The following is a 13,601-nucleotide window of genomic DNA, read 5'->3' on the forward strand; positions in this document are numbered from 1 at the left end:
TGTCTACTGCTTCTCGCACTGGCCGACGACAGCCTGCTCTGCGGGAGTCAGGCTGGGGCCGGGCGTCTGGTTGCCCTGGGCTTCGGAAGCGCGGCGGGCCTCGTCCTGCTTGCAGGCGGAGACCTGGACCCCGAGCTCCTCGACCTTCTTGCGCGCACCGTCGAGGCTGCTCTCGCTGATCGTGGACTCGACCTGCTTGCGCTTGAAGGGCGGGAGGTACTTCAGTTCGATCTCGGGGTGGTCCGTCTCCACCTCCGAGAGGTGGATCCAGGCCAGGTTCTGGCTCAGGCCGCGGTACAGCGCGACGTGGTCACCCTTGACGCCGACGTAGTACTGGGTCTGCGTCCACCGGTGCGCCGCGTACAGGCCGCCGCCGACGACACCGGCCACGAGCAGCAGGACCAGCGTGCGTACGGTCCACTTGCGCCCTTTGCTGCGCCGCTTGCGCGGGTGGTCGTACGTGTCCTCGTACGGGGCGTCGGCGTCGTACGCGTCGGCCGGGGGTGCGCCGAAGCCGCCCTGCGCGCCGCCCGGGCTCTGGTCGGGGTATCCGTAGCCGGGGGCCTCGCCGCTGCCGGGAGGGCCGAAGGCGCCCGCGGGCGGCGGGGCCTGGCGGCCGAGCCCGGAGGCGCGGCCGGCCGGCGTCTGCATGGCGTTGCCGTCGAAGAGCTGGTGCTGGTTCTCGGCGACCGCGCCGACGACGACCGGGGTGTCGTTCAGCTGGGCGGCCATGGTGTCGCCGCTGTCGGTGTCGAGGACGTCCGCGACGATGCAGGTGATGTTGTCCGGACCGCCGCCGCGCAGGGCGAGCTGGATCAGGGACTGCACGGTCTCGTGCGGGCCGTGGTAGTCGGCGAGGGTTTCTTCCAGGGTCTGGTGGGAGACCACGCCGGACAGGCCGTCGGAGCAGATCAGGTAGCGGTCGCCGGCCCGGACCTCGCGGATGGAGAGGTCGGGCTCCACGACGTCGCCGCTGCCGAGGGCCCGCATGAGGAGGGAGCGCTGCGGATGGGTGGTCGCCTCCTCCTCGGTGATCCGGCCCTCGTCGACGAGGCGCTGCACCCAGGTGTGGTCCTGGGTGATCTGCGTGAGGACGCCGTCGCGGAGCAGGTAGGCGCGCGAGTCGCCGACGTGCACCAGACCGAGGCGCTGGCCGGTCCACAGCAGGGCCGTGAGCGTGGTGCCCATGCCTTCGAGCTGGGAGTCTTCCTCGACCATGGCGCGCAGCTGGTCGTTGGCGCGCTGCACGGCGATGCCGAGGGCGGTGAGGATGTCGGAGCCCGGGACGTCGTCGTCGAGCTGGACGAGCGAGGAGATGACCTCGGAGCTGGCGACCTCGCCGGCTGCCTGGCCGCCCATGCCGTCGGCGACGGCGAGGAGCCGGGGACCGGCGTAGCCGGAGTCCTCGTTGCCCTCGCGGATCATCCCCTTGTGCGATCCGGCGGCGAAACGCAGGGACAGACTCATGCGCACCTGCCCTGTCGACGCCTCGGGGTACAACCGGTCTCGAGCCACACTGCCCACCCTCCGGTCGGGAGCGCGCTCGGGTCCGTGTCCCCGGTGGGACGGACCGCCGCGGCTCGCTCGCTCCGCTCGCTCATTCTCGTACTACTTCCGCAGCTCGATGACGGTCTTGCCGATGCGGATCGGGGCGCCCGGCGGAATGGGCGTCGGGGTGGTCAGCCGGGTCCGGTCGAGGTACGTGCCGTTCGTGGACCCGAGATCCTCGACGATCCACTGGCCGTCACGGTCGGGGTAGATCCTGGCATGCCGGCTGGAGGCGTAGTCGTCGTCCAGCACGATCGTGGAGTCGTGGGCGCGGCCCAGCGTGATCGTCTGGCCGGCGAGGGCCACCGTGGTGCCGGTGAGGGTGCCCTCGGAGACCACGAGCTTGGTGGGCGCACCCCTGCGCTGGCGCTGCTGGGGCGGCGCGGCCTGGCGCCCCGTCTGCTGCGGCGCGCCGGAGGCGGCTCCGCCGCGGCGCGAGCCGCGCTGTGTGACGCGCGTACCGAAAAGGTCGCTGCGGATGACCTGAACGGCCACGATGACGAACAGCCACAGAACGGCCAGGAAACCCAACCGCATGACCGTCAGGGTCAGCTCTGACATTGCCCCCGCTTCACCCTTCGGCTTGCCGGTAAATGATGGTGGTGCTGCCCACGACGATCCGCGAGCCGTCGCGGAGCGTAGCGCGGGTGGTGTGCTGCCCGTCCACCACGATGCCGTTGGTGGACCCGAGATCCTGGATCGTCGGGGGTGTTCCGGTCCGGATCTCACAGTGCCGGCGGGACACGCCGGGGTCGTCGATCCGCACATCGGCCTCGGTGCTGCGGCCGAGTACGAGCGTCGGGCGCGAGATCTGGTGGCGGGTGCCGTTGATCTCGATCCAGCGGCGCATGGCCCCCGGGGCACCGGGAGCCGCCGGCGCCGCGCCGGGGCGCGCGCCGGGTCCGCCCGCAGGAGGGCCCGGGGGCATGGGCGGGGCGCCGACCGGCGGGTAGCCGTATCCGCCCTGCTGGCCCTGGGCGGCCTGGGGGGAGTCCTGGGAGGTGCTGGAGGCGAGCGTGCGGCTGCGGACCCGGTAGAGGCCGGTGTCCAGGTCGTCCGCCTTCTCCAGGTGCACCTTGATGGGGCCCATGAAGCTGTAGCGCTGCTGCTTGGCGTAGTCGCGGACGAGGCCCGCGAGTTCGTCGCCGAGCTGACCGGAGTAGGGGCTCAGGCGTTCGTAGTCGCCCGCGCTGAGCTCCACGATGAAGTCGTTGGGCACGACGGTCCGCTCGCGGTTCCAGATCGTGGCGTTGTTGTCGCACTCGCGCTGGAGGGCGCCGGCGATCTCGACCGGCTGGACCTCGGACTTGAACACCTTGGCGAAGGTGCCGTTCACCAGACCTTCGAGGCGCTGCTCGAAACGCTTCAGGACTCCCATGGGGCACCTCCTCCGTCGTTGTCGCCCTGTACTGCTTACTGATCGTATCCACGCGTGGCGGATTCGGCTGGTTCCCCTTCGGTCCTGCGCGCAGGAGTGTTGGTGCTCACAAGGGATCGTAGGGGTGCGCCAGGGACAGTGTCCCGCACCCGGAGGGGACAGTGGGAGGGGCCGTCCCGGTCGTCGTGCGAGGGGCTGCGGAAAGCGATTTCAATCCGGCCCGTCCGTCGTGTTAATGTTTCGACGTCGCCAGGGGAACGGCCCGAAAGGGAAGAACCACTGGGACGCTGCTCGGGCGAGTGGCGGAACGGCAGACGCGCTGGCTTCAGGTGCCAGTGTCCTTCGGGACGTGGGGGTTCAAATCCCCCCTCGCCCACATCGGGGAAGCCCCGATCCGGACTCCGGATCGGGGCTTCTCGCATGTCCGGACCGTGCGACTTTCGTCGGGCGGGACGCGACGAAAGAAGACGGCCGGCGGCACGGGCCCGTGTCTAGGGTCGTACGCGTGGATGCCAAGGCGAGGACGCGTGCGGGCTGGGACTGGCTGAAGGGGCCGGAGCCCTGGACGCGGCGGATGCTGGCCGCGGACCTGACGAGCGCCGCGGTGCTGGCGCTGCTCGGGGTCGGCGTGGACGACCTGAGCAACAGCTCCGTGCTGAAGACGGTCCTCGGGGCCGTGACCGTGGTGGCGCTGGTCCTGCTGCGCCGGAGACTGCCGGCGGTCACGCTGGTGGTCGGCTCGGCGGCCAGTGCGCTGCTGCCGGGGGTCTTCCTCGTGACGATCCTGCTGGGCTGGTCCGCGGGCCGCCGGATCGTCGGAGTGGGCCGGGCCCTCGGCGCGTTCCTGCTGGCCTTCCTCGCGGTGGTCGGCTTCACCCTGGTCGACCAGTGGGCGCAGATGCGGCCCCTGCTGGTGGCCGTCTTCTCCACCCTGCTGTTCCTCGCGGCGACCGTCATGCCGGGTCTGGCCAGCCGCTACTGGTACCAGCGCCGGACCCTGCTGAGCGCCCTCCAGGAGCGCAACGACCAGCTGGTGCGCGAGCGGACCATGGTCGCCGGGCAGGCCAGGCTGCGGGAGCGGCAGCGGATCGCCCAGGACATGCACGACAGCCTGGGCCACCAGCTGGCGCTGATCTCGGTCCACACGGGGGCACTGGAGGTGGACCCGGCGCTCACCGACCGCCAGCGCGAGGCGGTGGGGGTGCTGCGGCAGGCCTCGGTGGCGGCCATGCACGAGCTGCGCGAGGTCGTCGGGATCATGCGCGACGGGGTGGAGGCGCCCGCGACGGTGGAGGAGGCGCAGCCGGCCGCGCGGGGGGTGGCCGGCATCGCGGGCATCGTGGAGGCCGCGCGGGCCGCGGGGACGGACGTACGGCTGGGCACGGCGGGGCGGCCGCGGCCGCTGGTCGCGGCCTGCGACCACGCGGCGTACCGGATCGTGCAGGAGGCGCTGACCAACGCCTACAAGCACGCTCCGGGGTCGCCGATCACCGTGGAGCTGCGCTACGAGGACGACTCGCTGGTGGTGGAGATCGCCAACGGTCCGGCGACCTCCCGGGGTCCGGGCGAGGTCGTCTCGGGCGGGCAGGGGCTGACCGGGCTGCGGGAGCGGGCCCGGCTGGTCGGCGGCATGGTGCACGCGGGGGCGACCGAGGACGGCGGGTTCCGGGTCGCGGGCGTGCTGCCGTACGGGACGGAGCCGGCCGGGCTCGTCGAGGACGTGGCCGACGACTTCGGTCAGCGCTCGCAGGCCCAGGCGCTGGCGGTGAAGGGCGCGCCGCCGCTGGACTGGGCCGCGCTGGACCGCGAGCTGTCGGTTCCGGTGCGCACCCGGACCGGGGGCGTGGCGATGGGCTGCGGCATCGCCGTCGCGGCGCTGGTGCTGCTGGTCATCGTGATGGGGGCGGCCGTGGTGATGCTGGTCGGCTCCGCGAACAAGGCGATGATCAGCAGGGAGGACTACGACGCGGTCCACGTGGGCGAGTCCGAGAAGTCGGTGCGGGGGAGGCTGCCGAGCGGGGACAGCGTCCTGACGGCGGGGATGGACCGCAAGGGACCGCCGCGGCCGGAGGGCTCGGAGTGCCTGGCACTGCTCTCCACGGGCAACTCGGAGTGGTCCGCCGACGACACCGTTTTCCGGTTCTGCTTCAAGGACGGCAAGCTCGTCGACAAGCAGACGTACGAGGTCAAGCAGTAGGAGCGCGCGGGTGACAGCCAAGGTGATCAGAGTGGTGATCGCTGACGACGAGCCGCTGATCCGGGCGGGGATCAGGATGATCCTGACCTCGGCTCCGGACATCGAGGTCGTCGCCGAGGGGGCCAACGGCCGGGAGGCCGTCGAGCTGGCCCTGTCGCACGCCCCGGACGTGGTGCTGCTCGACATCCAGATGCCGGTGATGGACGGGCTGACGGCGCTGGGCGAGCTGGGGCGGGCCGCGCCGGCGGTACGGGCGCTGATCCTGACCACCTTCGGGGAGAAGGAGAACGTGCTGCGGGCCCTGAGCCAGGGCGGCGCGGGCTTCCTGCTGAAGGACTCGGCGCCCGGTGAGCTGATCGGTGCCGTCCGCGCGGCCGCGGCCGGGGACGCCTACCTCTCGCCCGGAGCGACCCGGCACGTGGTCGACCAGCTGGCCACCGGGCCGGCCGCGGGGCGCGGTGAGGAGGCCCGGCGGAGGGTCGCGGAGCTGAGCGAGCGGGAGCGCGGCGTGCTGGCACTGCTGGGCGAGGGCTTGTCCAACGCGGACGCCGGGCGCAGGCTCCACATGAGCGAGGCGACGGTGAAGACGTACGTGAGCCGCATCCTCGCGAAGCTGGGGTGCGAGAACCGGGTACAGGCGGCCCTGCTGGCCAGGGACGCCGGGCTGTAGGTACGGTCTGCCCGGACTTGATCGGCCGGGAAGTGGCCGGTGTGGCGCGAACAGGGCGGGGCAGCGCGGATGGTGGCGATACCGGAGCAGTACGCGGCGGCGGGCGTGGCGGCGGGCATGGCGGCCGAAGCGTCGGGCGGGGCGTCGGGCGGGGCGGGCACGGTCGCGGGGCGGGACGGCGGGCGGATTCCGCGCGTCGCCGGCTTCGCGCCGCGGAACGTGACGGGCTCGCCCAGGGAGGCGGGGAAGGCCCTGCGGCTGCGCGTACCGCGCGCGGCCCACGCACGGTTCGAGGCGCCTGCCGGGCGTCCGGACGCGGTGCGCGCGGTGGAGGAGTCCAACGTGGGGCGGGTTTCCGAGCTGACCCCGATACGGGTCGGCCGGATGGCCGCGAACCCCTTCGCCTTCCTGCGCGGGGCGGCCGGGCTGATGGCGCACGACCTGTCGGGCGGTCCGGTGACCGGGGTGGGCGCGCAGATCTGCGGTGACGCCCACGCGGCCAACTTCGGCCTGTACGGGGACGCGCGCGGCCGGCTGGTGATCGACCTGAACGACTTCGACGAGACCGTCTTCGGTCCGTGGGAGTGGGACGTGAAGCGGCTGGCGACCTCGCTGGTACTCGCCGGCCGGGTGGCGGGCGCCGACGAGGACACCTGCCTGGCGGCGGCCCGGGACGCCGTGGGTGCCTACCGGCGGACCATGCGGCTGCTGGCGAAGCTGCCCGCGCTCGACGCGTGGAACGCGATCGCGGACGAGGAACTGGTCTCCCACACCGACGCACGGGACCTGCTGGGCACCCTGGAGCGGGTCTCGGAGAAGGCCCGCAACAACACCTCCGCCCGGTTTGCCGCCAAGTCGACCGAACTCCTCGACGACGGCAGCCGCCGCTTCGTGGACGCCCTGCCGGTGCTGCGCCGGGTCGGGGACGGGGAGGCCGCCGCGGTGGCCGCCTCGCTGGGCCCGTACCTGGCGACCCTGTCGGGTGACCGGCTGCCGCTGCTGGCCCGGTACGCGATCCACGACGTGGCCTTCCGCGTCGTCGGCACCGGCAGCGTGGGCACCCGCTCGTACGTGGTGCTGCTGCTGGACCACCGGGGCGAGCCGCTGGTGCTCCAGGTGAAGGAGGCGCGGCCCTCGGTGCTGCTGCCGCACCTGCCCGGACTGGGCTTCCACGCGCCGGAGGAGGAGCACGAGGGCCGCCGGGTGGTGGCCGGGCAGAAGCGGATGCAGGTGGTCTCCGACATCCTGCTGGGCTGGACCACCGTCGAGGGGCGCCCGTACCAGGTCCGGCAGTTCCGCAACCGCAAGGGCAGCGTGGACCCGGCGGCGCTGGCCGTGGACCAGATCGACGACTACGGCCGGATGACCGGAGCCCTGCTGGCCCGGGCGCACGCGCACAGCGCCGATCCGCGGCTGCTGGCGGGGTACTGCGGCAAGAACGAGGAGCTGGACGAGGCCATGGCCGCCTTCGCCGTGGCCTACGCCGACCGGAGCGAGGCCGACCACGCGGATCTGGTGGCGGCGGTGCGCTCGGGACGCGTCGCGGCGGAGTTCGGGGTCTGAGCAGCCGGTCCGGCTGCGGCCGGACCGGCCGGTGGCCCGACGGCCCGTTTCACGTGAAACATCCCCTACGTTTCACGTGAAACGTGGCCCGGGGCTGGCCGTAGGCTGGCCGGGTGAGCGAGCAGACCGAACACACCGCCCCCGAAGAGCCCGCCGTCCCCGGTGACGAGCGGCCCGAGGCGCGGCTGGAGCGTGCCGTGCGGGCCGCCGAGCAGGCACTGATCGAGTTCGAGATCGCGGTGGAGACCTTCCGGGTGGAGGTCGAGAACTTCTCCCGGCTGCACCACCAGAAGCTCGGCCCGATGTACTCGCGCCTCGACGAGCTGGACGCGCTGATCGCGGAGGCGAAGGCGGCCCGCAGCGGCGATCCCGAGGACCTGCGGCGGGCCCAGGAGGCCCGCTCGCTGGTCATGCCGATGCCCGGCGTGGAGGAGCTGTTCCACGACTGGCTCGACTCGGACGGCCTCTCCGACGACGCCGCCGCGATGCTCACCGACCGGTCGGTGCAGCCGCCGCAGCGGGTGCGTCCGACCGAGGAGGTGCGGCGCCTGTACCGCGAGCTGGTCCGCAAGGCCCATCCCGACCTGGCCCAGGACGAGGCCGAGCGCACGCGCCGCGACGCCTTCATCTCCCGGGTGAACGCCGCCTACGGGCGCGGTGAGGAGCGGCTGCTGCGCGAGCTGGCCGAGGAGTGGGAGGCCGGCCCTGCGCCCGAGGAGGCGGGGCCGAGCGAGAGCGAGGAGCTGTACGCCCGGCTGGAGTGGCTGTCCCAGCGCAAGGAGCTGCTGTCGCTGGTGGCCAAGGAGCTGGAGGACAGCGCGATCGGCGCGATGCTGCGGATGGCTCCGGACGACCCGGACCGGCTGCTGGAGGAGATCGCGGAGCAGCTGCTGGCGCAGGTGTCCGAACGCGAGGCGGAGCTGGCGTCGTACAGCGCAGGCTGAGCCCGGCGGGGCCGGGGCTTCGGATAGGTTGGCAGACCAGATCCGTGAAGAGAGAAGGCGACTGTTATGAACCTCGGACCGCTTCCCTCGGTGGACGCCGCCGCGGTGCCCGCCGAAGGCTTCGTCCTCGACGTCCGTGAGGACGACGAATGGGCGGCCGGGCACGTCGAGGGTGCGCTGCACGTCCCGATGAGCGACTTCGTGGCGCGCTTCGGCGAGGTCACGGAGGCGGTCGCGGACGGCCGCACCGCGTACGTGATGTGCCGGGTGGGCGGCCGCAGCGCGCAGGTCACCCAGTACCTGGTGCGCCAGGGCATCGAGGCCGTGAACATCGACGGCGGGATGCAGGCCTGGGACCGTGCCGGGCGCCCGATGGTGACGGACAGCGGGAACCCGGCCTTCGTCCTCTAGACGGCGTTCAGGCCAGGGGGTGGGCGGCCAGCAGGTCGCCCAGGGCCTCCTCGTGTGCGGCGGCCGGGCCGAGCTGGAGCTCCAGCTGCTTGGCCCAGGCGTGGTAGCGGTGCAGCGGGTAGTCGGTGTCGGCGCCGAAGCCGCCGTGCAGGTGCTGGGCGGTCTGCACGACCCGGCGTACGCCCTCCGAGGCCCAGATCTTGGCGACGGCGACGTCCCCGGCGCTGGGCAGCGGGCCGCCCGCCCCGCCGGTCGCGGCGTCGAGCCGCCAGGCGGCCTGCCAGAGGGTGGCCTCCATGGCTCGCAGGTCGATGTAGCGGTCGGCGGCCTGCACCGCGACGGCCTGGAAGGTGGCCACGGGGAAGCCGAACTGCTCCCGCTTGCCGGTGTACTGGCTGGTCATGGTGAGGGCGGCCTCGCCGAGGCCGAGGGCGAGGGCGCAGGTGCCGGTGGCCAGGAGCTGGTGGAGCCGGTCCCAGGCGCCGGGGGCGTCGATCACGTGGGCGCCGGGCGCCCGTACCGCGTCGAGGGTGAGTTCGGCGAGCCGCTCGCCGCTCGTGGAGTACTGGTCGGCGAGCGTGAGCCCCGGGGTGGTGCGGGGCAGGAGCGCGAGGACGGCCCCGCCCTCGCCGCTGTGGGCGGGCACCGCGATCCAGTCACTGCCGTGGGCCCAGGCCACGGAGGTCTGCACCCCGTCCAGGAGCCAGTCCGTGCCCTCGCGGCGTGCGGTGACGGCGAGTTCGGCGGGGTCGTGGCCGGTCCGGCCGTGCGCCGCCGCGGTGAGGACGAGGGTGCCGTCCGCGGCGCCGGGCAGCAGGGCCGAGGCCAGCTCGGGGCTGCCGTGGGCCTGGACGGCCATGGCGGTGGCGCAGTGCTCCAGCAGGGGCACCCGGGCCAGCACCCGCGCCGCTTCGCGCAGGACGAGGCACAGGGCTATGGCGTCGAGGCCTGCCCCGCCGTGCTCCTCGGCGAGGACGAGGCCCAGCAGGTCGGAGCCGGCGAGCCGGGCCCACAGCGGCCGGTCGAAGTCGTCGGCGACGGCCCCGGGCGTGAGCGCGGGGCTGGGCACGCCGTCGGGGGCGACGTCGGCGAAGACGGCCCGCGCGGCCTCGACGGCGGCCTGCTGTTCCTCGGTGAAGGTGAAGTCCACTGCCTGTCCTCCTGCGCGCACCGGCTGACGCCCTGAACTGACGGTGCGTCAAGATAGAGCAGTGTGCGGCAATTGGACAGGCCCCGGACGATCCGGAGGGCCGCCGGCCTACCGGTCGAAGTCGATCTCCACTTCCTCCGTCATGGCGTGGGACTGGCAGGCCAGGACGAACCCGGCGTCCGTCTCCTCCGCCTCCAGCGCGAAGTTGCGCTCCATCCGCACCTCGCCGGAGACCACGAAGGCCCGGCAGGTGCCGCACACCCCGCCCTTGCAGGCGTACGGGGCGTCCGCGCGGTTGCGCAGCACGGTGTCCAGCAGGGACTCGCCGTCCTGTACGGGCCAGGTGCCCGAGCGGCCGTCGAGCCGGGCGGTCACCCGGCCGTGGGCGGGGGACGGGACGGCGCGCGCCTCGGTCGCGGGGGCGGTGTCCTCGACGTGGAAGATCTCCTCGTGCACCCGGGTCCGGCCGACGCCCAGCGCGCCCAGGGCCCGCTCCGCGCCGGTCACCAGACCGTAGGGGCCGCACAGGAACCAGCCCGTCACCTCCCCGACGGGCAGCAGCGCGGGCAGCAGGGACACCAGCCGCGCCTCGTCGAGCCGCCCGGACGGCAGCCCGGCCTCCTGCTCCTCGCGGGAGAGCACGGTGACCAGCTGGAAGCGGTCGGGGTAGCGGTCCTTGAGGTCGGCCACCTCCTCCAGGAACATCGTCGACGCCGCCGTGCGGTCGGCGCGCACCAGGCAGAACCGGGCGTCGGGCCGCGCGGCCAGCACCGAGGCGGCGATCGACAGCACGGGGGTGATGCCGCTGCCGCCGACGACCGCCGCGTAGTGCGCGCCCTGCGGGGCGGCGGCCGGGTCCAGCACGAACCGGCCGGCCGGGACCATCACGTCCAGCACGTCGCCGGCGGCGACCTCCTTGTGCGCGAACGTGGAGAACTCGCCGCCCTCCACCAGGCGCACGCCCACCCGCAGTTCGGCCGGACCGGGGCCGTCGGGGGCCGGGGCGGGGGAGCAGATCGAGTAGGTGCGGCGGACCTCGGCGCCCTCGGCGGCGCCGCGGCGCAGCGTCAGGTGCTGGCCGGGGGCGTGGCGGTAGTCCTCGCGCAGTTCCTCGGGGACCCGGAGGGTCAGCGCCACCGAGTCGTCGGTGAGCCGGTCGACTGCCGCCACCGTCAGCGGGTGGAACGCGCCGTGGCGGGGTGCGGCCATCTACAGCTCCTTGAAGTGGTCGAACGGTTCGCGGCAGGCGACGCAGCGGCGCAGCGCCTTGCACGCGGTGGAGGAGAAGCGGCTAAGCAGCTCGGTGTCGGTCGAGCCGCAGTTCGGGCAGCGCACCGACAGGGTCAGCGGTACCGGTCCGCCGGTGGAGTGCGGGCGGGGCGGCGCGATGCCGAACTCGGCCAGCTTGCGGCGGCCCTCGGCGCTGATGTCGTCGGTGGACCAGGCCGGGGACAGCACCGTGGTGACCCGTACCTCGGGGATGCCGTGGCCGGTGAGGACGCGCTCGATGTCGGCGGACATGGCCTCGATGGCCGGGCAGCCGGTGTACGTCGGGGTCAGGACCACCTCGGCGTGACCGTCCTCGTGCATCCGCACCCCGCGCATGACGCCCAGCTCCGCCAGGGTCAGCACGGGCAGTTCGGGGTCGGGGACGGAACCCGCCAGCTCGGCCAGCTCCGCCTCCAGGCGGGTGGTCCCGGCCCCGGCGCTCACCACGACGCTCCGGGGTGGCTGCGGTGCAGGTGCTGCATCTCGGCGAGCATCCGCCCGAACGGCTCCGTGTGCAGACCCTGGCGGCCCGCTCCGGCGGCCCAGGCGCCGGTACGCGGCCCCTCGGGCAGGGCGAGGCCCGCCCGGTCCAGTACGTCGCCCAGCGCGGCCAGCCAGCGGCCCTCCAGGGCCTCCATGGCGGCCCGGTCCAGGCCGAGGCCCTCGACGGGCAGGAACATCTCCCCGGTGTACTTCCACAGGGCGTCCAGCCCCGTGCGCATCCGGGACCGGCTCTCCTCGGTGCCGTCGCCGAGGCGCAGCGTCCACTGCTCGGCGTGGTCCCGGTGGTAGGCGGTCTCCTTCACGGCCTTGGCCGCGAGCGGGGCGAACGGGCCGTCCCCGGCGGCGAGGTCCGTGTACAGCTCGTGCTGGTAGAAGGAGAAGTAGAGCTGGCGGGCGATGGTGTGGGCGAAGTCCCCGTTGGGCTGCTCGACCAGCTGGAGGTTGCGGAAGGAGCGCTCCTCGCGCAGGAAGGCCAGCTCGTCCTCGTCGCCCGCCATGGACAGCAGGACGCGGGCCTGCCCGAGCAGGTCGAGGGCGATGTTGGCCAGGGCGACCTCCTCCTCCAGGACGGGGGCGTGGCCCGCCCACTCGCCGAGGCGGTGGGAGAGGATCAGCGCGTCGTCGCCGAGGGCGAGGGCGGCCGCGGTGCGGGTGTCGGTGCCGGCGCTCACAGGTGGCGCACCCCCTCGGGGATCTCGTAGAAGGTCGGGTGGCGGTAGGGCTTGTCGGCGGACGGGGCGAAGAACGGGTCCCGCTCGTCCGGCGAGGAGGCGGTGATCTCGGTGGAGGGCACGACCCAGATGGAGACGCCCTCGTTGCGCCGCGTGTAGAGGTCGCGTGCGTTGCGCAGGGCCATTTCCGCGTCGGGGGCGTGCAGGCTTCCCGCGTGCGTGTGCGAGAGGCCGCGGCGCGAGCGCACGAACACCTCCCACAGGGGCCAGTTCTGCGTCATGCCTGTACCTCTCGTCCGGTGCTGGTGTGCTTCGCGGCGTAGGCGGAGGCGGCCTCGCGGACCCAGGCGCCTTCCTCGTGCGCCGTGCGCCGCTGGCTGATCCGCTGTTCGTTGCAGGGGCCGTTGCCCTTGAGGACGTCCCAGAACTCGGCCCAGTCGATGGCGCCGAAGTCGTGGTGTCCGCGCTCCTCGTTCCACTTGATGTCCGGGTCGGGCAGGGTCAGGCCCAGCGACTCGGCCTGCGGGACGGCGATGTCGACGAAGCGCTGGCGCAGCTCGTCGTTGGAGTGGCGCTTGATCTTCCAGGCCATCGCCTGGGCGCTGTGGACCGACTCGTCGTCCGGCGGGCCGAACATCATCAGCGAGGGCCACCACCAGCGGTCGACCGCGTCCTGTGCCATCGCGTGCTGGGCCTCGGTGCCCTGCGAGAGGGCGAGGAGCAGCTCGTAGCCCTGGCGCTGGTGGAAGGACTCCTCCTTGCAGATCCGGACCATGGCGCGGGCGTAGGGGCCGTAGGAGCAGCGGCAGATCGGCACCTGGTTGGTGATCGCCGCGCCGTCCACGAGCCAGCCGATGGCGCCGACGTCGGCCCAGGTCAGCGTGGGGTAGTTGAAGATCGAGGAGTACTTCTGCTTGCCCGAGTGGAGCTTGTCGAGCAGCTCGTCGCGGCTGGTGCCGAGGGTCTCGGCGGCGCTGTAGAGGTAGAGGCCGTGGCCCGCCTCGTCCTGCACCTTGGCCATGAGGATCGCCTTGCGGCGCAGGGAGGGCGCGCGGGTGATCCAGTTGGCCTCGGGCTGCATGCCGATGATCTCGGAGTGGGCGTGCTGGGCCATCTGCCGGACCAGGGAGGCGCGGTACTCCTCGGGCATCCAGTCCCGGGGCTCCACGCGCTCGTCGGCCGCCACGGCGGCGTCGAAGTCCGCACGGAGCTGTGCGCCGAGGTCCGCGGACTGCCCGTCCACCACGCCGTCCACCGTGCCTGACGTGCCCGTTTCCGGGGTCACTGCGACCATCC

The 13,601-nt window shown here is 73.1% G+C and carries 14 protein-coding genes and 1 tRNA gene; 6 read left to right on the top strand and 9 right to left on the bottom strand.

Annotated features, from left to right (window positions below):
• Positions 1 to 3: 3 nt before the first annotated feature.
• The 3 genes from ACIPW5_RS18225 to ACIPW5_RS18235 form a co-directional block, all read right to left on the bottom strand.
• Positions 4 to 1,467, bottom strand: a complete 1,464-nt coding sequence (locus tag ACIPW5_RS18225; RefSeq protein ID WP_401245753.1) for a PP2C family protein-serine/threonine phosphatase — start codon at positions 1,465 to 1,467, stop codon at positions 4 to 6.
• Positions 1,468 to 1,608: 141 nt separating this feature from the next.
• Positions 1,609 to 2,109, bottom strand: coding sequence for an FHA domain-containing protein (locus ACIPW5_RS18230; protein WP_401245755.1), 501 nt, complete (start codon positions 2,107 to 2,109; stop codon positions 1,609 to 1,611).
• A 10-nt stretch (positions 2,110 to 2,119) separates the two neighbouring features.
• Positions 2,120 to 2,926 carry an FhaA domain-containing protein gene (locus ACIPW5_RS18235; protein ID WP_401245757.1) on the bottom strand — a complete coding sequence of 269 codons (807 nt, stop codon included), beginning with the start codon at positions 2,924 to 2,926 and terminating at the stop codon, positions 2,120 to 2,122.
• 293 nt (positions 2,927 to 3,219) lie between these two features.
• Between ACIPW5_RS18235 and ACIPW5_RS18240 the strand changes: the two genes are divergently transcribed.
• The 6 genes from ACIPW5_RS18240 to ACIPW5_RS18265 all read left to right on the top strand — a co-directional run bounded on the left by ACIPW5_RS18240 (position 3,220) and on the right by ACIPW5_RS18265 (position 8,711).
• Positions 3,220 to 3,302: transfer RNA gene (locus tag ACIPW5_RS18240), tRNA-Leu, on the top strand.
• Positions 3,303 to 3,431: 129 nt separating this feature from the next.
• On the top strand, positions 3,432 to 5,123 hold the full coding sequence (locus ACIPW5_RS18245) for a sensor histidine kinase (RefSeq protein WP_401245759.1): 1,692 nt from the start codon (positions 3,432 to 3,434) through the stop codon (positions 5,121 to 5,123).
• 10 nt (positions 5,124 to 5,133) lie between these two features.
• Positions 5,134 to 5,793, top strand: a complete 660-nt coding sequence (locus ACIPW5_RS18250) for a response regulator transcription factor (protein WP_125595717.1) — start codon at positions 5,134 to 5,136, stop codon at positions 5,791 to 5,793.
• A 69-nt stretch (positions 5,794 to 5,862) separates the two neighbouring features.
• A complete protein-coding gene (locus ACIPW5_RS18255; protein ID WP_401245761.1) occupies positions 5,863 to 7,356 on the top strand; it encodes a DUF2252 domain-containing protein in 1,494 nt (497 codons plus the stop codon).
• A gap of 113 nt (positions 7,357 to 7,469) precedes the next feature.
• Entirely contained in the window at positions 7,470 to 8,300 is an 831-nt protein-coding gene (locus ACIPW5_RS18260) for a J domain-containing protein (RefSeq protein ID WP_401245763.1), read from the top strand.
• A gap of 66 nt (positions 8,301 to 8,366) precedes the next feature.
• Positions 8,367 to 8,711 carry a rhodanese-like domain-containing protein gene (locus tag ACIPW5_RS18265; protein WP_401245765.1) on the top strand — a complete coding sequence of 115 codons (345 nt, stop codon included), beginning with the start codon at positions 8,367 to 8,369 and terminating at the stop codon, positions 8,709 to 8,711.
• Between the two features lie 7 nt (positions 8,712 to 8,718).
• Here the strand turns inward: ACIPW5_RS18265 and ACIPW5_RS18270 are convergent, their stop codons facing one another.
• The 6 genes from ACIPW5_RS18270 to paaA form a co-directional block, all read right to left on the bottom strand.
• Entirely contained in the window at positions 8,719 to 9,861 is a 1,143-nt protein-coding gene (locus tag ACIPW5_RS18270) for an acyl-CoA dehydrogenase family protein (protein ID WP_401245767.1), read from the bottom strand.
• Between the two features lie 108 nt (positions 9,862 to 9,969).
• Complete coding sequence (locus ACIPW5_RS18275) at positions 9,970 to 11,070, bottom strand: 2Fe-2S iron-sulfur cluster-binding protein (RefSeq protein ID WP_401245769.1); 1,101 nt, start codon at positions 11,068 to 11,070, stop codon at positions 9,970 to 9,972.
• The gene (paaD, locus tag ACIPW5_RS18280) at positions 11,071 to 11,577 is read right to left on the bottom strand and encodes a 1,2-phenylacetyl-CoA epoxidase subunit PaaD (protein WP_401245771.1); all 507 of its coding nucleotides are present in this window, start codon (positions 11,575 to 11,577) and stop codon (positions 11,071 to 11,073) included. It lies immediately after the preceding gene.
• Complete coding sequence (gene paaC / locus ACIPW5_RS18285) at positions 11,571 to 12,305, bottom strand: 1,2-phenylacetyl-CoA epoxidase subunit PaaC (protein ID WP_401245773.1); 735 nt, start codon at positions 12,303 to 12,305, stop codon at positions 11,571 to 11,573. The genes paaD and paaC overlap by 7 nt, the downstream gene beginning before the upstream one ends.
• Positions 12,302 to 12,586: a 1,2-phenylacetyl-CoA epoxidase subunit PaaB gene (gene paaB / locus ACIPW5_RS18290; protein WP_125813338.1), complete on the bottom strand. Its 285-nt coding sequence runs from the start codon at positions 12,584 to 12,586 to the stop codon at positions 12,302 to 12,304. Before paaB ends, paaC begins: the two co-directional genes overlap by 4 nt.
• Positions 12,583 to 13,599, bottom strand: a complete 1,017-nt coding sequence (gene paaA / locus ACIPW5_RS18295; protein ID WP_401245775.1) for a 1,2-phenylacetyl-CoA epoxidase subunit PaaA — start codon at positions 13,597 to 13,599, stop codon at positions 12,583 to 12,585. Before paaA ends, paaB begins: the two co-directional genes overlap by 4 nt.
• Between the last annotated feature and the right edge of the window lie 2 nt (positions 13,600 to 13,601).

Origin of the sequence: Streptomyces sp. NPDC090077 (genome assembly GCF_044747545.1) — a bacterium.
Classification (GTDB): Bacteria; Actinomycetota; Actinomycetes; order Streptomycetales; family Streptomycetaceae; genus Streptomyces.